At 38.2% G+C, this 19,561-nt stretch carries 19 protein-coding genes and 1 riboswitch; of the genes, 11 read left to right on the top strand and 8 right to left on the bottom strand.

The window, feature by feature from the left end:
• Position 1 precedes the first annotated feature (1 nt).
• The 4 genes from infC (at position 2) to RI845_RS10455 (ending at position 2,730) form a co-directional block, all read left to right on the top strand.
• Positions 2-544 (top strand): translation initiation factor IF-3, encoded by a 543-nt coding sequence (gene infC, locus RI845_RS10470; protein ID WP_348389533.1) that lies wholly within the window; start codon positions 2-4, stop codon positions 542-544.
• Between the two features lie 180 nt (positions 545-724).
• Positions 725-922, top strand: coding sequence for a 50S ribosomal protein L35 (rpmI, locus tag RI845_RS10465; protein WP_135437245.1), 198 nt, complete (start codon positions 725-727; stop codon positions 920-922).
• Positions 923-940: 18 nt separating this feature from the next.
• Complete coding sequence (gene rplT / locus RI845_RS10460) at positions 941-1,294, top strand: 50S ribosomal protein L20 (protein WP_348386118.1); 354 nt, start codon at positions 941-943, stop codon at positions 1,292-1,294.
• Positions 1,295-1,626: 332 nt separating this feature from the next.
• Positions 1,627-2,730 carry a phosphoribosylaminoimidazolesuccinocarboxamide synthase gene (locus RI845_RS10455; RefSeq protein WP_348386117.1) on the top strand — a complete coding sequence of 368 codons (1,104 nt, stop codon included), beginning with the start codon at positions 1,627-1,629 and terminating at the stop codon, positions 2,728-2,730.
• 198 nt (positions 2,731-2,928) lie between these two features.
• Here the strand turns inward: RI845_RS10455 and RI845_RS10450 are convergent, their stop codons facing one another.
• Both RI845_RS10450 and gloB read right to left on the bottom strand, forming a co-directional pair.
• A complete protein-coding gene (locus tag RI845_RS10450) occupies positions 2,929-4,545 on the bottom strand; it encodes a LysM peptidoglycan-binding domain-containing protein (protein WP_348386116.1) in 1,617 nt (538 codons plus the stop codon).
• Between the two features lie 96 nt (positions 4,546-4,641).
• Positions 4,642-5,427: a hydroxyacylglutathione hydrolase gene (gene gloB / locus RI845_RS10445; protein WP_348386115.1), complete on the bottom strand. Its 786-nt coding sequence runs from the start codon at positions 5,425-5,427 to the stop codon at positions 4,642-4,644.
• Between the two features lie 125 nt (positions 5,428-5,552).
• Between gloB and RI845_RS10440 the strand changes: the two genes are divergently transcribed.
• From RI845_RS10440 to RI845_RS10430, 3 genes are read left to right on the top strand one after another with little or no spacing between them, the layout of a single operon-like run.
• Entirely contained in the window at positions 5,553-6,338 is a 786-nt protein-coding gene (locus RI845_RS10440) for a class I SAM-dependent methyltransferase (RefSeq protein WP_348386114.1), read from the top strand.
• A 4-nt stretch (positions 6,339-6,342) separates the two neighbouring features.
• On the top strand, positions 6,343-7,812 hold the full coding sequence (locus RI845_RS10435) for an FGGY family carbohydrate kinase (protein ID WP_348386113.1): 1,470 nt from the start codon (positions 6,343-6,345) through the stop codon (positions 7,810-7,812).
• A 10-nt stretch (positions 7,813-7,822) separates the two neighbouring features.
• Positions 7,823-8,581, top strand: coding sequence for a Nif3-like dinuclear metal center hexameric protein (locus RI845_RS10430; RefSeq protein WP_348386112.1), 759 nt, complete (start codon positions 7,823-7,825; stop codon positions 8,579-8,581).
• Positions 8,582-8,626: 45 nt separating this feature from the next.
• On the opposite strand, the gene arsJ is transcribed toward RI845_RS10430, so the two are convergent.
• From arsJ to RI845_RS10415, 3 genes are read right to left on the bottom strand one after another with little or no spacing between them, the layout of a single operon-like run.
• Complete coding sequence (gene arsJ, locus RI845_RS10425) at positions 8,627-9,844, bottom strand: organoarsenical effux MFS transporter ArsJ (protein WP_348386111.1); 1,218 nt, start codon at positions 9,842-9,844, stop codon at positions 8,627-8,629.
• Between the two features lie 5 nt (positions 9,845-9,849).
• On the bottom strand, positions 9,850-10,860 hold the full coding sequence (locus RI845_RS10420) for an ArsJ-associated glyceraldehyde-3-phosphate dehydrogenase (RefSeq protein ID WP_348386110.1): 1,011 nt from the start codon (positions 10,858-10,860) through the stop codon (positions 9,850-9,852).
• A 59-nt stretch (positions 10,861-10,919) separates the two neighbouring features.
• On the bottom strand, positions 10,920-11,267 hold the full coding sequence (locus tag RI845_RS10415) for a metalloregulator ArsR/SmtB family transcription factor (RefSeq protein WP_348386109.1): 348 nt from the start codon (positions 11,265-11,267) through the stop codon (positions 10,920-10,922).
• Positions 11,268-11,475: 208 nt separating this feature from the next.
• Between RI845_RS10415 and RI845_RS10410 the strand changes: the two genes are divergently transcribed.
• From RI845_RS10410 to RI845_RS10395, 4 genes are all read left to right on the top strand, one after another.
• Positions 11,476-12,018: a cytochrome b gene (locus RI845_RS10410; RefSeq protein ID WP_348389532.1), complete on the top strand. Its 543-nt coding sequence runs from the start codon at positions 11,476-11,478 to the stop codon at positions 12,016-12,018.
• Positions 12,019-12,042: 24 nt separating this feature from the next.
• On the top strand, positions 12,043-12,603 hold the full coding sequence (locus RI845_RS10405; RefSeq protein ID WP_348386108.1) for a YceI family protein: 561 nt from the start codon (positions 12,043-12,045) through the stop codon (positions 12,601-12,603).
• Positions 12,604-12,906: 303 nt separating this feature from the next.
• A riboswitch (Lysine riboswitch) is annotated at positions 12,907-13,078 on the top strand.
• 98 nt (positions 13,079-13,176) lie between these two features.
• The gene (gene lysC / locus RI845_RS10400) at positions 13,177-14,529 is read left to right on the top strand and encodes a lysine-sensitive aspartokinase 3 (RefSeq protein WP_348386107.1); all 1,353 of its coding nucleotides are present in this window, start codon (positions 13,177-13,179) and stop codon (positions 14,527-14,529) included.
• 547 nt (positions 14,530-15,076) lie between these two features.
• Complete coding sequence (locus RI845_RS10395; protein WP_348386106.1) at positions 15,077-15,520, top strand: L,D-transpeptidase family protein; 444 nt, start codon at positions 15,077-15,079, stop codon at positions 15,518-15,520.
• Positions 15,521-15,572: 52 nt separating this feature from the next.
• On the opposite strand, the gene RI845_RS10390 is transcribed toward RI845_RS10395, so the two are convergent.
• From RI845_RS10390 to metG, 3 genes are all read right to left on the bottom strand, one after another.
• Positions 15,573-15,926: a hypothetical protein gene (locus tag RI845_RS10390; RefSeq protein ID WP_348386105.1), complete on the bottom strand. Its 354-nt coding sequence runs from the start codon at positions 15,924-15,926 to the stop codon at positions 15,573-15,575.
• A gap of 6 nt (positions 15,927-15,932) precedes the next feature.
• Entirely contained in the window at positions 15,933-17,114 is a 1,182-nt protein-coding gene (locus RI845_RS10385) for a sulfite oxidase (RefSeq protein ID WP_348389531.1), read from the bottom strand.
• Positions 17,115-17,425: 311 nt separating this feature from the next.
• Positions 17,426-19,456 (bottom strand): methionine--tRNA ligase, encoded by a 2,031-nt coding sequence (metG, locus tag RI845_RS10380; RefSeq protein ID WP_348386104.1) that lies wholly within the window; start codon positions 19,454-19,456, stop codon positions 17,426-17,428.
• Positions 19,457-19,561 lie beyond the last annotated feature (105 nt).

The raw sequence follows: 19,561 nt of genomic DNA, 5'->3' as shown, positions 1-19,561 counted from the left end.
TATTAAAGGTGGTCAAAGAGGCGGTCAAAAAGAACCGCAACATAAACTGAATGAATTAATCACAGCTGAAGAAATTCGTTTAGTTGGTCTGGAAGGCGAGCCATTAGGCATTGTTTCATTAAATGAAGCATTAAATGCTGCTGATACAGCAGGTGTTGATCTTGTAGAGATCAGCCCTACGGCCAAACCACCAGTTTGTCGCGTAATGGATTACGGTAAGTTCTTGTACGAGAAATCGAAAGAACTTAAAGAACAACGTAAGAAGCAAAAACAGATCCAGGTTAAGGAAATTAAATTCCGTCCTGGCACTGATGAAGGCGATTATCAGGTGAAATTACGTAACCTGAGACGCTTTTTAGAAGGTGGCGACAAGGCTAAGGTTACATTACGTTTCCGTGGTCGTGAAATGGCCCATCAAGAGTTAGGTATAGACCTTTTAAATCGTGTTAAAAAAGATTTAGAGGACCTAGCTGTTTGTGAGTCTTTCCCTCGTAGAGTGGAAGGCAGACAAATGATAATGGTGCTTGCCCCAATCAAAAGATAATTTTTGGTCTTTAAAGTAATTAGGCCTTTTGTGAAAACATAAGGCTTTTTTCACCATCGTTATCTTTTTTATCAAACTTTTGCGGTTTGATAAACTAACCGGTAGCTGAGGCTCAACAAGTGGTTTCTTAGAAATCCGCCCCTAGTTACTTAATATTTGGCATTAACGTGGAGTTTTCCCATGCCTAAAATGAAGTCAAACAAAGGTGCTGCAAAGCGCTTTAAGAAAACCGCTTCTGGTGGTTTTAAATGTAAACAAGCCGGTCTACGTCACATCTTAACTAAGAGACGTACCAAAGTTAAGCGTCATTTACGTGCAAAAAGTATGGTTGCTAAGTCTGATATTAAATCAGTAGTAGCAATGTTACCTTACGCTTAATCATAGGAGATATAGACAATGGCTAGAGTAAAACGCGGTGTTCAAGCACGCGCACGTCACAAAAAAGTTCTTAAGCAAGCGAAAGGTTATTACGGTGCACGTTCACGTGTTTATCGTGTTGCTTTCCAAGCTGTAACTAAAGCAGGTCAATACGCTTACCGCGACCGTCGTCAACGTAAACGTCAATTCCGCCAGCTTTGGATTGCTCGTATAAACGCGGCAGCTCGTCAAAATGGTTTATCTTACAGCCGTTTCATTTGTGGTCTTAAAAACGCTTCAATTGAAATCGATCGTAAGATCCTAGCTGACATCGCAGTATACGATAAAGCGGCTTTCTCTGTTCTAGTACAAAAAGCGCAAGCTACTTTGTAATTTTACAGAAAAAACTTTTGAAAAGGACGCCTCGGCGTCCTTTTCTCTTTCTTAAAAATAAAAATTATTATATAAACGTAGTTCAGTCATAAACATACAGATTGCGTAAGTAAATTTATAATTTCTAGAAAATAAAAACTAGAAACTAGAAACTAGAAACCGATTTTGTCATCTCATTTTTGATACAGGATCCAATTGAAAGTTTATTTACTCAATCTCCTTAATAACTAAGGTCTACTTATGAACTTAGCTATTAAACGTTTTTTGAAACAGACTCCTAATCACTTAATCGATTAGGTATATAACTGATAAAACATCTCGGTAAAATTAACATGACAATTGCTAATACAGTTTTAGCTGTAAACAACGACCTGCCAATTAGAACTGATGCACCAGTGCATAGTGGTAAGGTTAGAAGCGTATATTGGTTAACTGCTGATGACTCACGTCGTCTTATTAAAGAAAAGGGCTATAACGTTGCAGCAGACACTCCGTTAGCCATAATGGTGATAAGCGACCGTATCTCTGCATTTGATTGCATTTGGCACGGTGAAGGTGGCATGAAAGGTGTTCCTGGTAAAGGCGCTGCGTTAAATGCAATCTCAAATCACTGGTTTAAGTTATTTAAAGATAATGGCTTAGCTGATAGCCATATTCTTGATATTCCTCACCCGTTTGTATGGATAGTTCAAAAAGCAAAGCCAGTAATGATTGAAGCTATCTGTCGTCAATACATCACCGGTTCAATGTGGCGTTCATACGTAAAAGGTGAACGCGAATTTTGTGGTATCCAATTACCTGAAGACTTGCAAAAAGACAGCAAATTAGCTGAGCTTCTACAAACACCTTCAACTAAAGGTATTTTAGAAGGCATACCGGGCGTTCCAGCTCAAGATGATGTGAATATCACTCGCAAGAACATTAAAGATAACTTTGCTGCATTTAATTTTAAATCAACGGACGATATTGCTCTTTATGAGAAGCTATTACAGGAAGGTTTTGATTTAATTAGTGGTGAGTTAGCTAAAATTGACCAAATTTTTGTTGATACTAAATTTGAATTTGGTTACGTAAAAGATACTGCAGGTAACGACAAGCTAATTTACATGGATGAAGTAGGTACTCCTGACTCATCACGTATTTGGGATGGTGAAGAATACCGCAACGGTAAAGTTGTTGAGAATTCTAAAGAAGGCTTCCGTCAATTACTGCTTAACCATTTCCCTGATTCAGATATTCTTTTAAACAAAGATCGTATGGAAGAGCGTGAAGCGTTAGCACGTGATAACGCCTTGCCTGAATCTGTATTAATGGCTGTATCTGATACTTACACTGGTATTGCTGAAAAGATCACTGGTGAAAAGATTGTAATTTCTGATGATCCTAAAGCTGAAGTTATTGAAATTTTACGTAACGAATATAACTTAATTGATTAATCCATTATCAGTTAATTACTTGTCATCATGTTGATTTCAGGTATTAAAAAAGAGAGCTTATGCTCTCTTTTTTTACTTCAGGGATGATGGAATGCAAATCACCATGGACCGTTCTTACGCATCCTTGCGTCCTCGGCATATACAACTTCCATGTTGAAAACGGTAATAGATTTGTAAGATAGCTCATTTCAGCAGATATTAAATGCTAGTAATGTTCACTGACAACTTAAGTAATTGCCCAGGTTGTAGGTATTTACTGCGTTTTAAGTTATTCCACTTTTCAATATCAGCAATCTTAACTTTAAACTTGTTTGCAATTCGTGCTAACGAGTCACCAGAGCGAACCTTATAGTTAATATTACGCATAATATTACTGCTTGTTGCTGCGGTTTGTGTTGTTTTACCTGTGGAAGCTTTACCTGTCCAAATAGTTAATTTTTGCCCTAAACGTAACATATCTCTTGGCGCCATAGCATTCCATTTAGCAATGCTCTTTTCAGATACCTTGTATTTTCGGCCAATATCCCAAAGCGTATCGCCTTTTTTAACCGTATGTGTGATCTTATTACCGGTACCTTTTTTGGTCAGTTTAGAAACTCTAATTTCTTCATAAGACTTATAACGATCTAATGACTGAGTTGCTGTTGGGATCAATAAATATTTACCCGCTCTAATTCGGTTGTTTTTCAGGCTGTTCGCTTCTTTTACAACGGTAATAGTGGTATTAAAACGGTTAGCAATAACACTTAAACTATCGCCTTCACGAATTTTATATCGTTGCCAAGACAATCGGTCATCATCATTAAGCTTACTTAGGCCAAGTTTAAAATTATCAACTTTATTATTTGGAATTAACAATTGATGTGGACCATTAGGAGCCGTTGCCCAGCGGTTAAAGCCTGGATTAAGTGCATGCAATTCATCAATGGTTAAATCAGCTAAATCTGCTGCTAATGCAAGATCTAATTGAGAGCCTATATCAATTGAGCTTATTACCGGCTGATTATCAATAGCATATAATGTAACGCCAAAGTCGTCAGGGCGTTTCACCAAGTCGGCTAATGCTAAAAGCTTAGGAACGTAGTCACGTGTTTCTTTTGGCAGTTTTAAATTCCAAAAATCTGTTGGCTTACCCTTACGAGCATTATCTTTTACTGCTCTGGCAACTCGACCTTCACCTGAATTATACGCAGCTAACGCCAATAACCAGTCACCATCGAAGCGTCTGTGCAAGTAGCGTAAAAACTTAATTGCAGCTTGAGTTGACGCTGCAACATCACGACGCCCGTCATACCACCAGTCTTGCTTTAAACCAAATTGTTTACCCGTACCAGATAAAAACTGCCACATACCAGAGGCACTACCATGAGAGTAGGCAAATGGATCGTAAGCACTTTCTACTATGGGTAATAATACTAACTCCATTGGCATATTGTGCTTTTCTAGCTCCTCAACAATATGATAAATAAATGGCTCAGAGCGTTTTGCCACTCGATCTAGATAGCTTTGATGTTTGGCATACCAGTTTCGCTGTGCAATTACTTTTTTGTTTTGAGGGATGTCAAAGTTAAGCTGGCCTTGAATTCTATGCCATATGTTATCTGAAATGGTAAGTTTGTCTTTATCAGTAAGGCTTATTTCAACATCATCTTTTGGATGAATTACTTGTGCTGTCTCGTCAGCAAGTAATGCTTCGTAGATTTCGGTTGTATCTGCAGTATTAGTTGGTAACTCAACACTAGTCACAGCCTGTTGGTTTAAATTTTGACAGCCAACCATCATGGTTAGTGAAATAGGTAATATAATTTTCTTCATGAATGCTCTTTAAATTTCCATTTATAACGCGAGTTTAATACCAAATCGTATAATTATTATGTTTGAATGCAGCGTTATTTTTTAATTTTATTTTGCTTAAAAGTTATCTTTCAATGTTCTGATCATAGCAAAAACATCGACATTAGATTGTAACTTTTGCTCACTTTTTTGTTGTGCAGTATTTATTACTTCTTGTTGTTCGCTACGTAAAAAAGGGTTTATTTGTTTCTCCAAGCCAATAGTTGTGGGAATAGTCGCGATTTCTTGCTCTCTAAGTGTGACTACTTTGTTAAAGTAGCTTTCAAGTTGACCATTATTTGGCTCAATAGTTCGAGCAAAATTTAAATTCGCTAATGTGTATTCATGTGCACAGTATGCCTTAGTCGTATCAGGTAAGTTAACCAATTTAGTCAAAGAGTTATGCATCTGCTTTGCAGTGCCTTCAAATAAACGTCCACATCCACCTGAAAATAACGTATCTCCACAAAACAGCATATCTTCACCGTAGTAGGCTATGTGCCCAGATGTGTGTCCCGGCAGATCAATAATCGAGAAGTTAAGGTTATTATCAAATAATGACACCCGATCACCTTCAACTAGCTGAACGTCTAAGTATTTAATGTTCTCTGATGCTGGACCATAAATCGTTAACGGCCATCCTTGTTGCTTGGCAAAATCAATTAAAGTAGGTAAGCCACCAACATGGTCATGATGATGATGAGTGATCAGTATTGAGCGTAAGGTTAAATTATTTTCCTTTATAAATTCAATACATACGCTAGCATCGCCAGGATCTACTAAACTACAGTTTGTACTTGCGTGGTTAGTGATACACCATATATAGTTATCTGAAAAGGCATTAATTGCAGTAACTTGAGTCATAATCATTCCGTTTTGATCTTTAACTCAGTATACCTTGTGTTTAGTGATATTTAAATTGCCTAGCTTGTGTTTTTCTAGGCTGTAATTCCAGTTTAAATGAGATTGGTAAAAGGACATTTATTTTAATGAAACCTGCGTTAGCATTCGACAGTCCGAAAAAACCAAAACAATGGCGTGATATGCCTAATGGTGAGTTAATAGCACAAAGTATTGAGCAGTGTTTATTGCCTTGGTGGCCACGCTTTTTTGGTTACCATTTATTAAAACTTGGTATTTTAAGTGGTGCGATCAACTCCGAAGAGTCGATGATTAAGCATCAAGTTATTGTCGGCGAAACAAATGCAAATGCACAAGTTGTTGCAGAAATAGACGACCTGCCGTTTTTAGAACACAGCGTTGATGCATGCTTATTAACCCATGGCTTGGAGTTTGCTGTTGATCCGCACCATATACTAAGGGAAGCAGATAGAGTATTGATCCCAAATGGACATCTGATTATTTCTGGGTTTAACCCGATAAGCTTGGCAGGATTAAATCAGCTTATTCCATTTCGTCGTCAAGAGTTGCCCTGGCGAGGCCGATTTTTCACCCCAATGCGAGTAAAAGATTGGTTACACCTACTTGGTTATGAAATTATCGAAGATAAACGATTTCTTTTTTCATCGTTAAATTCAACAATAAACCCTAAAAACTGGTGGCATAAGTTATGGCAAAGGTTTGCTAGTAACTATTTATCAGCATTTGGTTCGGTTTATTTGATTATTGCTAAAAAACGGGTTCATCCATTAACGCCAATACGCCCTAAGTGGCAAATTAGGCCTAAATTTAACCCTGTGAAAGTCACCACATTCGGACCAAGCAATTTTAAGCCCGACAACTTTAATTCAAGTAATAGTACAAGTAGTAAATAACTTAATGAAACAACAATCATTATTTCTTTGTCTTGATTTTGGTAGTCAATCAGTAAGAGCTGCACTTATTGATGAAATGGGCAGTGTTGTGCTCGCTGAACAATTAGCCAACCTGAATTATCTTAAGAAACATCAAGGGCAAGTAGAGCAAGCGCCGCAATGGTTTTATCAACAGTGTGTTATATGTTGTCAGAATCTAACTGCTAAGGCTAAAACCAAACATATCGATTTAACGCAAGTTCGCGCTATTGGTATAACGACTATGCGCAATACCCTGATTAACCTAGATAATGACTCAAAACCAATCCGTAACGCAATAGTGTGGAGTGATAAACGCAAAGCTTGCGTTATTCCTAAATTGCCGTGGTACTGGCGTATAGTTTTTTCTATAGCCAGCATTGTAAAACCAGTGAACAAAACCATAAAAGAGCTTCAGCAAAGTGCATTTATAAATTTCATTGCCGAGCATGAGCCTGATGTGTGGCAAAAAACCAAGCACTTACTGCTATTGTCAGGTTATTTGCATTATCGGTTTACAGACAACGTTGTCGATAGTAACGCCAATATCATCAGTCATTTGCCGTTTGATTTTAAGCGAGGACAATGGCGCAAGCTTAGTTCGTGGCAGTTTAAGGCATTGGCGGTTAAATCGAATTGGTTACCAAAACTTGTTACACCAGGAACAAATATTGGCCAATTAACGCCAGTTTGCCAGCACGATTTTAATTTACCTAAACCAGTACCACTAATTGCTATGGCAGCAGACAAAGCTTGTGAAATGTTGGGGTCAGGCTGTTATAAGTCTGGCCAGTTGCATATTAGTCTTGGCACTGCCGTAAGCGTTACAATGCTGAGTCATAAATATAAAGGGCCAAAACCCTTTTATCCTGCATACCCGTCATTAATTGAAGATCTGTATATTACAGAAATTATGCTGCCATTTGGTTTGGCGTTACTCACTGAATTCATTAGTAAAAATAAATCCCAATTGGACTTTTTAAGTTTAAATAAACTTAAGCATCGATCAATGGAGCAATTAATTGAAATATATGTGCAAGCGAATAGTATCAGCAGTGATGGCCTTGAGTTTGATTTGGAGCGTGTTACAAATATTACTCAGTTATCCAAAGGGTTTGTCGGCTTGAAAGAGCACTCTGTTTTTCAACAATATGTTGCTATTATAAATGCGATTGTTTGTGGGATTAACCAGGCGATTATTCGATTAACGAAACGGTTAAAGCAACCGGTGAGTAATATTATTGTATCTGGTGGTGGTGCCAATTCAACTCGTATATTACAAGCCATAGCAAATAAATCTCAATGCACGGTTTTGAAAGCTGGTGCAAAAGAAGCTGGCACGTTAGGTGTTGCGATAGAACTGGCAGTGGAACAAGGAATATATGATAATCATCAGCAAGCTGTTAATACTATGCTCAAACCAGCAATAACCATTAAACCTATAAATATCAAATAAAAGAACAATTATGCAAAGACTTCAATTTCAACATCTACTGAACGAGCTTTTACAACCTGAGCGGATCAAAGATTACTGTCCTAATGGCTTGCAAGTACAAGGTAATAATCAAGTATCAAAAATTATTACTGGTGTAACCGCTTCTCAGGCTTTATTAGATGCGGCTGTTGCCAAGGGTGCAGATACTATTATTGTGCACCATGGCTACTTTTGGAAAAACGAGCCTTATTGCATCACTGGTATGAAATACAATCGTATTAAAACCTTACTTGATAATGACATCAATTTATTCGCTTATCATTTGCCGTTAGATATTCATGAGGAATTGGGTAATAACGTTCAATTGGCTAAATTATTGAATATAAACATTACCGGTCCATTAGAGTTAGGTAACCCTGTTTCAGTGAGTATTCAAGGTGAACTTGATGATGAAATGACCGGTGAAGCGTTAAATACTTTGATTTCAGAAAAATTAAATCGTCAGTCTTTACATATTTCTGCAGGATCTAATAAACCTATAAAGACCATCGCTTGGTGTACAGGCGGAGGGCAAGGTTATATTGAGCTCGCTGCAGAGCAGGGGATTGATGCATTTATTACTGGCGAAGTGTCTGAGCAAACAACACATATTGCCAAAGAAATGGATATTCATTTTTTTGCTGCAGGGCACCATGCGACAGAGCGTTATGGTGCGAAGGCGTTAGCCCAATACCTAGCAAGCACTGAAGGGTTGGAAGTCGAGTTTATTGATATAGATAATCCAGTATAGCGCTCTACTGAAACTCTTAAGGGCTCGTTAATTGCCCTTAAGGCTCTACTTAGGTAACTTAGTTGAAAGCATTGCAGCTGTTATTATAAATAGCGTTGAAATCCATAAACACATTTCTAACCCATAATGCTGATATACCCAGCCTGAAAGCACCGTACCTAGTAAACGTCCCATGGCATTAGCCATATAGTAAAATCCAACATCTAAAGATACACCATCACTATCGGCAAAGCTTACAATTAAATAGCTGTGTAGAGATGAATTAATGGCAAAAATAGCTCCAAAAATAAATAAACCGGCAATAATAGCGAACTTGATCTGGTAATCAAAATGCAGTGCTAAAGCGATTACAGCAGGGATAATGGCAAGGAAGCTAGCCCAAATTAGGGCTGTTTTACCAGTAGGCGTTCTACCTTGTTTTTTTCCAGTAAAATGGGGGGCAACAGACTGCACAATGCCGTAGCAAATTACCCAACAAGCCATAAAACCGCCAACCCACCAATGATCCCAATTAAAGGTTACAGCTAAGAAAACTGGTAAAGCGACCACAAACCAGACATCGCGGGCGCCAAATAAAAATAATCGCGCTGCAGAAAGGATATTTATTGCCGGACTCTTTGAAACTAAATCTTTAAATTTAGGTTTATTTTTTGCTTTGCCTAAACCTTGTTTTAGCGCATAAATACTGTACAACCAAACCAGTGATAACAACACTAACATGATGATTATTGCACCGCGAAAATCAAACAGGGTCAGTAACAAACCACCTAAAAAGAAACCAACGCCTTTAAGTGCATTTTTTGACCCTGTTAATATTGCAACCCATTGATATAACTTGCTTTGCGCATCATCTGAAACCAAAAGCTTAATCGAGCTTTTAGCGCTCATTTTGTTTAAATCTTTTGCTATTCCTGATAACGCTTGCGCCATCATGACATAGATTATAGTCAACTGCTCTGCAGGTACAGTGAGCATGGCTAGTGCAACTATTTGAATGCCTAAACCAATGTTCATGGTTTTATTTAAACCAAGCCGTGCACCCAACCAACCACCAACTAAGTTGGTGATCACACCGAATATTTCATAAAACAAAAACAATATGGCGATATTAAGCGGGCTGTAACCTAATTGGTGAAAGTACAACACCACTAACATGCGCAATGCGCCATCAGTTAAGGTAAAAGCCCAGTAATTGCCAGTAATGACTAAGTATTGCTTTATTTGCGGCGAAAGTGACGCGAAAAGCTGTGAAAAATAGCGCAATTTAATTATTCCTGGTCTTTACTACCAACCATGCGAGCTAACTCAGCAGTACGGTTTGCATAACCCCACTCATTGTCATACCACACGTAAAGTTTTACTTGAGTGTCGTTTACAACCATGGTTGAAAGGGCATCAATGATACTGGAGCGGGGATCTGTCTTGTAATCAATTGAGACTAAAGGTCGCTCTTCAAAACCCATAATGCCGTTAAGTTCATTATTAGCAGCATCTTTTAGTAATTCATTTACTTCTTCTACGCTTATACTCCGCTCTACTTCAAATACACAATCGGTGATAGACGCATTGGCAAGAGGTACTCGAATAGCATGACCATTGAGCTTTCCAGCCAATTCAGGAAAAATATGGGTAATAGCAGTCGCTGAGCCTGTAGTGGTAGGTATTAAACTCATGCCACAAGCACGAGCTCTACGTAAATCTTTGTGCGGAGCATCTAAAATTGTTTGGGTATTGGTAATGTCATGAATGGTGGTCATAGAGCCATGTTTAATACCAATTTTTTCATGTATTACTTTTACAACTGGAGCCAAACAATTTGTTGTACACGATGCCGCAGTAACGATAGGGTGCTCATTTTTATCATAAAGGTGTTCGTTTACACCTAGTACAATATTAAGAACGCCATCTTCTTTTACTGGCGCAGTAACAACAACGCGTTTTACCCCTTGCTCTAAATAAGGTTGTAATAAGGCTTTTGTTTTAATTTTACCAGAAGCTTCAATGACAACATCACAATTGGACCAGTCAGTGTCATTTATTGCCGTATTTTGACTACAGGTAATGGCTTTTCCATTGATCACCATATTATTATCTTGATGGGTTGCTTCATGGTGCCAGCGACCGTGCACAGAGTCGAATGTCATTAAATGCGCAAGAGTTTTAGCATCTCCTGCAGGATCGTTTATATGAACAATTTCTACATCTTTCATATCATATGCTGCTCGCATTGATAAACGGCCCATTCGGCCAAAGCCATTAATACCTATTTTAATTGTCATGTTAATTCCTATATGTTTTTACCAATTCGATTAACGAATAGTATTGGTATTGTTGCTTGTTACTCACAACAGTGTTTTATGCGCTGAGGGCGGTCACCCATTGCCATAAGATTAGTCAAACTGCTCTGAATAAATTCGGTATTTGTTGATGCTGTATCAGCAATGATATTTTTTGCCCATTCTGCTAAGTCAGGGTTAATTCGATAATAAACCCATTGGCTTTGCTTTCTATCAACCAAAACCCCCGATTTTTTAAGTTGCGCTAAATGACGTGAAATCTTCGGCTGGCTATCTTCTAATGCAACCATGAGTTCGCATACACAAAGCTCTTCCTGCAAATGAATCAGCATCAGGCTTTTAGTGCGAGTATCATCGGCGAGGTTTTTAAAAAACTCTGTAGGTGTCATGGCTATTACTCAATCTCAATATATGAAATCCATTATATATGGTTTAGCGTATATTAAAACGATAAATTTAAAATTTGTGATCTATTTAGTTTATACCAGGTAAAAAAAACCGTTCTAAAAATTAGAATGCTTATTATAATTTTTTACGCTTTTCTTTTATCCAATGAACCGTACAATAGCGGTATTGGTACTTGAGACACAGCAACATATGACTAAACAAGCGATAAATTCTTACCCATTGCTCAGCAAACTTACCCATTGGATAAGTGCAATAACCATTATAGGTTTATTTGCCTTAGGCTATTGGATGGTTGACCTTACTTATTACAGTAGCTGGTATAAAACAGCGCCGCATTGGCATAAAAGTATCGGTATTTTATTATTGTTCGCCACCGTGGCTAGGCTAATATATAAGTTTAAGCAGCCTAAAGTGTCGCCAGTAGCTAGCCATTCTAAATTGGTTAAAAAAGCATCGAAGCTTACCCATGCTATGTTATATCTAATGATGATAGTGCTAATGATCAGCGGATATTTAATCTCTACAGCCGATGGTAGGGCGATAGAGGTATTTAATTGGTTTTCAGTAGCCAGTTTAGGTGAGCTATTTACTAACCAAGAGGATATTGCTGGCATTGTGCACAAATATTTAGCATACAGCTTAATTGCTTTAGCAGCTGTACATGCAGGTGCTGCAATTAAACATCATGTTATCGATAAAGATGACACTTTAAAAAGAATGACTACAAAATAACTATCACATTAAAAGAGACAACAGATGAAAAAATTATTAATTTCGACAGCGTTCCTTGGTTTAGCTGCTGTTATGCCAGCAAAAGCTGCAGATTACATTATTGATTACAAGGGAGCGCATGCTTCGGTAAACTTTAAAGTAAAACATTTAGGATATAGTTGGTTAACAGGCCGGTTTAACGAGTTTGATGGTAAATTCAGCTATGATGACAGCAATGTTGCCGCGTCGAAAATAAGCATTACTATTGAAACAGCATCGGTTGACTCTAATCATGCTGAGCGTGATAAACACTTAAAAACAGATGATTTCCTAGATGTAACTAAATTCTCAACCGCTACATTCGTTAGTACGAAAGTTGAAGACCAAGGTAATGGAAAACTGGCGATTACTGGTAACTTTACGCTGCAAGGTATTACCAAAGAGCTTGTAATTGACGCGGTTAAAATCGGTGAAGGTGACGATCCTTGGGGCGGCTACCGAGTAGGATTTAGCGGCACAACTGCTATTAAAATGAGTGATTTTGGCTATAAGATGGATTTTGGTGAGATCTTATTTGATCTGCACATTGAAGGCGTACGCCAGTAAAATAAGTAAAACCAAAGCCCTTATTACTTACAATAGTCGTAAGGGCTTTCTCCCTTAGGTATTAATTTTTTAACCATAGCTAAATTAGGCCCAACGTTTCTCCTCCGTAAAATTGACTCTTCTGCAATTCATGTGCATGAGGAAAGCAACCTATTAAAGCCAATAGGGTGCTTTTAAATTGTTTATTCCTGTGAAAACTATTAATTACTAAATAATTATATGCTTTAGTGGTTGATTTTGATTTTTAATTACTGTCTAATAGCGGCGTTGATTTAGAGTTATTGCTCAAACAAGACTTTAACCAACACCAGAAGAGGTTGCATTAGCCAGGTAAATAATTTTAGGGGCCACACCCCAAAGACAATTATTGAGGGGGACTAATGCCGAGGATGATTATTTTAGTGGTAAATAACATTCGGTCATATAGGTTGAATCCTAGTGACTGTCACCAAAGTGGTGGAGAGCTTCTGGCTGAAAACGTCTAGATTTCATATCTTTTACCTATCAGTCATGCTCTTCCTTATAAGTAGTTGTAGTGCTAAGTTAGCTACTGCAAGTTAGGGAGAAGATCCAATGTCAAATATCGCATTAAATGTAGCTAAGTTCGGTGGAACAAGTGTTGCCGATCATGAAGCTATGCTTCGCTGCGCTCAAATTATTAAATCTCAGCCACATACACGTGTTGTGGTTGTGTCGGCTAGTGCAGGTGTTACTAATCATTTAGTAACATTGTCGCAAAAGGTATTAACCAGCGAGGAGCGCAATGAAATAATTGCTGCAATTCGAGTCATTCAATATAACATCACTCAGCACTTATCTGCCGAAACAGAATTAAACAGCCAAATTGATGCTGTTCTTATTTCATTAATGGAATTAGCGGAGCAACAAGGCACACTTCAAACCGCAAAAACAGCTGATGCGATTTTAGCCTGTGGCGAGCGGATGAGCTCGATAATTTTTGCAGAGGTGCTTCGTAGTCTTGATGTAGACAGCTCTGCTTTTGATGTTCGTGAAGTAATGCAAACCAATAGTTTATACGGCAAAGCGGTTGTTGATATTGAAGCACTTGCGTCTAACTGTGCACAAAGCCTAACTCCTTTATTATCTGAGCAAGTTATTGTTACTCAAGGCTTTATCGGTAGAGATGGTTTAGGTAATACCACCACGTTAGGACGTGGTGGCTCAGATTACTCTGCGGCATTAATTGCTGAAGCGATTAACGCAACTGGTTTAGCTATTTGGACTGATGTTGTCGGTATATTTACCACTGATCCGCGCATCGCAAGTTCTGCCCGCGCTATTCCTGAAATTAGTTTTGGTGAAGCGGCTGAAATGGCTACGTTTGGGGCTAAGATATTGCATCCAGCAACCTTAATTCCGGCAATGCGCAGCTCGATACCGGTATTTGTTGGTTCAAGTCGTGAGCCTGAAGCCGGTGGAACACAAATTATGCAAGAAGTCGCTTCTAAGCCAACTTATCGCTCAATAGCATTGCGTCGAGAGCAAACATTGGTAACGGTTAAAAGCCCTGCGATGTTACATGCCAGCGGTTTCCTTGCGCAGGTTTTTACTATACTTGCTAAGCATGAACTAAGTGTTGATTTAATCACTACTTCTGAAATTTCAGTAGCACTTACCTTTGATAATCCAACAGGCTCAACTCAAGCGCTTATTAATAAAGCTGTTGTGGAAGAATTAGAGCAACTTTGTGAAGTGACTGTTGAACATGGCCTATGTTTAGTTGCCATTGTTGGTAATGGCTTAGATGCATCAACAGGGTTAGGTAGCAGTATATTTAACAATATTGAAGATACTAATATCCGTATGATTTGTCATGGTGCCAGCTCTAATAATCTGTGCTTCTTGGTAAATGAAGTTGACGGTAACAGTGTTGTTGAAACTCTGCACGATAAGTTATTTGTTTAAACTAGGGGGCGAAGATCGTTTCTCTAATTACTGCTTAATAACGAATAATTTACAGAATTTAAGCCGTTTTCAACATGGACGTTGTATATGCCGAGAGCGCATGGATGCGTAGGAACGGTCCATAGCAATTCTAAGTTAATTCTTCCATGAATTAAAAAGCCAATATCCTTTGATATTGGCTTTTGTGATTAAAGGCCTTGGTATAACGGTAAAGTTATTTAATCGGATAAACGTATTTTAACCAAGCCATCATTCTTAGCAGAATTCTTCTAACAAGAGAAACATGTAAAATGTCATGCTTATGATTGATCACTACAGCTTGCCCTTGTACACCTAAAGGTAAATAGAAATCTTTTAAGTTTTCATCTAATTCAATTAACCCTATAACAAAGCCTCAGCCATCGCAGGTAATACTCTGGTTAACTTACCTTAAAATAATAATTGCTATAATTGATGTATCTTTATTAAACTAGTGATATATATTTTTATCTTGATTGTTATGATGCGCGTTTTAATTTTCTGTTTATCCATTTTTTCTTGCCTATCCTTGGCAAACACACCTCATTTTAAAGTTGACTTGGTAACAGTCGATAAATCTACTCGAACTATGTTTCTCTATGCTGGTGATACTATTGTAAAGGAATATCACATTGCACTTGGAGAAAGCCCTAAAGGCCATAAAGAGCAGGAGGGGGATAATAAAACACCGGAAGGCAGTTACAACTTAGATTATAAAAAAGAAGACTCACAATTTTATCGAGCGATGCACATAAGTTACCCCAACGAATCGGATATTGAAAAGGCTAAGCAAAAAGGTATTAATCCTGGCGGATTTATTATGATCCATGGTCAAAAAAATGGTGATACTAAAAACCCGAAAATAACACAACGTTTTAATTGGACTAACGGATGTATCGCTTTAACAAATACAGAAATGGATGAGTTTCTAGCCTTGGTTGATAGTGGTACTAGAATAAATATTCAGTGGTAAAGCAATTGCATAGTTAAAAAACAACGCGGGGTTATTTTTTAACTATGCAAGTTTACTGTTTTGGTGGTAGCAAATGCTCAGGTAAATTCTTCCTACGCCCACTTTCTGTAGGGCTATAGTGTTTCTCTAGGTAATCGAGAATAATAACTTCATTTTGCATTAAAGGCCAAAGACCTTGTTTCTCTTGCATCCAGCGGATTGTGTCCAGCCATGTTTCTCTCGACATCCTATTTTGCGTAACAAGTGCGGCGCTATGACAAGCTGTACAATTTGCTTTAACAATATCAAAGCCGGAATCTAAAACTAATCCAGTTTCTTTATCTAATGCTGGTTTTGCATGACTTAATACGCTGAATGTCAGTAGGGTAGGTAACGTTAATTGCAATAAGGTTTTAGAATTAATCATCACAGATTACACCACTTTAACAGCAATTCTGTGGCATGCATTATTTAGATAACCCTTTGGATTCCAACCTGGCAAGATCATTGGCTGAGCAGTACCATCAGAGTCGGTCGCTTTTGCCCATACTTCATAATAACCGGCCTTTGGAAATTCTAATTCTGTATTCCAGTGCTGCCAGGCATTGCGATTAACTGGTTTAGAGATGGCAATGTCATACCATGTTTGACCAAAATCGATAGAAACTTGCATCCCTGACACTTCTTTGTCACCAGCCCATGCGTGTCCATTTACTGATAACGTTTGTTTTAACGAGTGCAGCACCCCTGACTTTGGAAATGTAATCAATGATTTAACTGGCATATTGTGAATGATACACATATCTTCATCTGCAACTTTGGTTCCCGGAGCAACTGTTTTACAAGGTACTCTGTACGCACTACCGGTCATTTTCGTACCGTCGTGTACTTTATTTCGGATATCGATACCTGTTAGCCATTTACCGCCAGTAGAAGCCGGCCATCCACCGAACACAAGGCGTAGTGGAAAACCATTCATTACAGGCAGGTCTTCGCCATTCATCGCCCAAGCAATTAATGATTCATCTTCTAAAGCTTTACTCATAGGAACCCCACGAGATATAGCAGCTTTACTCGGATCGCCACTTAAATGAGAGTCAGCGCCATGATAGCCAATGTAAACCGCATCATCTTTAATACCGCAATCAAGCAATACGTCTTTTAATCGAATCCCCGTCCATTTAGGACAACCAACTGCACCCGTTGTCCATTGGTTACCCTTTGCTGGCGGATTAAACTCTGAACGGCCATTGCCGCCACATTCCAAGGTTAATTGATAAGTGTGATGTTTAAACTTTTTCTTTAGTTCTGCCAACGTATACGTTTTTGAGTCTCTAACCGATTCACCGCCAATAGTCAGCGTCCAGTTTTCACTGTCTACATTTTGAGGAGGAATGCCATTATTGCGAACAAATAATTTATTTGCTGGTGTAACAGAATCGTTTAATAAGTGCGGTGGTGTTTCAGCATTAATAGGGCGGTCGTTTAATACTAATAAGCCTGGATGCTTGCCTTCAATGATAAAGTTTTCAGCTGTTTGAGCTAACGCTGCGGGTATCATTCCTGAAGGCATAAAGCGACTAAATACAATTTCGGCACCTAAAATGGTACTCATTGCGGTAAGGCCTTTTAAGAAGCCACGTCTGGTAAGTGGATTTGAAGTCCTGCCAAACACCTTTAAATCTGCAGCAATTGGATCTTCACTATATAATTCGCCAATTCCTTGTTTTATCGATGGTTTATTGATTTTTGTTGGCATGAATGCTCCACATTTTTTTAGCTTTTATTGTTTTTATAAGTGTAGAATATCTTCCTTGTTGTAGATTTTTAAGTAAAGCGTAAAGTTTAACTTGGCAACCGTTATTCTCAAATTGAATTAAAAAAGGCGAGCTTAATGCTCGCCTTTACTAGTAACCTATTTGAAAGTTACATGACACGTTGACCGGGTTGTGCGCCATCATCTGGGTTTAAGATGAAGATATCTTTACCACCAGGGCCTGCAGCAATGATCATGCCTTCAGACATACCAAAGCGCATTTTTCTAGGAGCAAGATTAGCTACAACAACTGTAAGTTTGCCCTCTAAATCTTCAGGCTGGTAAGCCGATTTAATACCAGCAAATATTTGACGAGTTTCACCACCTAAATCTACTTCTATACGTAGTAACTTGTCAGCTTTTTCAACATGTTCAGCAACAACAATTTTCGCTACGCGTAAATCAACTTTCGCAAAGTCTTCAAAGCCTATTTCATCGGCAATTGGGTCATCAGCAAGAGGGCCAGTAATAGGTGCTGCTTCTTGAGTTGCGACTAAATTGTCTTTTGAGTCTTCTACCATAGCGTTCACTTTATCCATTTCTACACGTTGTAATAACGCTTTAAACTTATTTACTTTATGATCGACTAACAGCGCTTTATGGCCATCCCAGATCAGTTCATCATTTAAGAAACCGGCTGTTTTAGCTGCAAGTTCAGGTAATACGGGTTTAAGATATATCATCAAGATACGGAATAAGTTAATACCCAACGAACAAATATCTTGAACTTCTTGCTGCTTACCGTCTTCTTTAATTAATTGCCATGGTTCTTTAATTGCAATGTATTCATTAACTTTGTCAGCCAGCGCCATGATCTCACGCATTGCACGACCAAACTCACGTTTTTCGTATAACTCAGCAATAGAGTCACCGGCAGCCATTACTTCATCAGCTAATTCTTGATTATCAATAGTAGTCGATAACATGCCGTCAAACTTTTTCGAAATGAAACTTGCACAACGAGAAGCGATATTTACAACTTTACCAACTAGGTCTGAATTCACTCGTTGAGCAAAATCTTCAAGGTTCAAATCTAAGTCATCAATACGACTGGTTAATTTAGCCGCAAAATAATAACGTAAAAACTCTGGGTTAAGATGTTCTAAGTAAGTACGACCTTTAATGAAAGTACCTTTTGACTTAGACATTTTACGGCCATTTACTGTTACAAAACCATGCGCATAAACAGATGTAGGTTGACGATAATCGGCACCGCTTAACATTGCTGGCCAGAATAATGAATGGAAGTAGATAATATCTTTACCAATAAAGTGGTAAAGCTCTGCAGTAGAGTCTTTTTCCCAGAATTCGTCAAAGTTAATACCACGTTTATCACATAGGTTTTTAAAGCTGCCCATGTAGCCAATTGGCGCATCTAACCATACATAAAAGAATTTACCTGGGGCATTTGGAATTTCAAATCCAAAGTAAGGTGCATCGCGAGAGATATCCCATTGCTGTAGACCAGATTCAAACCATTCACCAAGTTTATTTGCCATTTCTTCTTGCAATGAACCACTGCGAGTCCAGTCTTTAAGCATTTGCTCAAATGCAGGTAAATCGAAGAAGTAATGTTCTGAGTCTTTTAATACCGGTGTAGCACCTGATACTACTGAGATTGGATTAATTAAATCTGTTGGTGAGTATGTTTCACCACAACTGTCACAATTATCACCGTTTTGATCTTCGCTTTTACACTTAGGGCAAGTACCTTTTACAAAACGATCTGGTAAGAACATCTCTTTTTCAGGATCAAACAACTGTGAAATCGTGCGTGTTTTGATATGACCTTTAGCATTTAAACGATTATAAATTTCTTCAGCAAATACGCGATTCTCTTCACTATGAGTTGAATGATAGTTGTCGAACTCAATATTAAAGTCAGCAAAATCTGCCATATGCTCTTCACGAACTTGGCTGATCATTTCTTCAGGCGTAATACCTAGTTGCTGTGCTTTAAGCATAATAGGAGTGCCATGAGCATCGTCTGCACAAACATAATAAGTTTCATGGCCACGCATTTTTTGAAAACGCACCCAAATATCTGTTTGAATGTACTCTAATAGGTGACCTAAATGGATTGGACCATTAGCGTATGGTAACGCGCTGGTTACAAGAATTTTGCGATTATTGCTAGTCATTGAACGAACTTGCCTAATTTATAAATATTTTAATGGAAATAATGGCTGTGATAGTACAGAATTTAGGGCGTATTTTCATCAATAATTATCATAAATCATAAGAAA

It is taken from the genome of Thalassotalea nanhaiensis (assembly GCF_031583575.1).
Lineage (GTDB): Bacteria > Pseudomonadota > Gammaproteobacteria > Enterobacterales > Alteromonadaceae > Thalassotalea_A > Thalassotalea_A nanhaiensis.
Note: the sequence above shows the minus strand (reverse complement) of the source record. Positions and strands in the feature narration are given on the sequence as shown.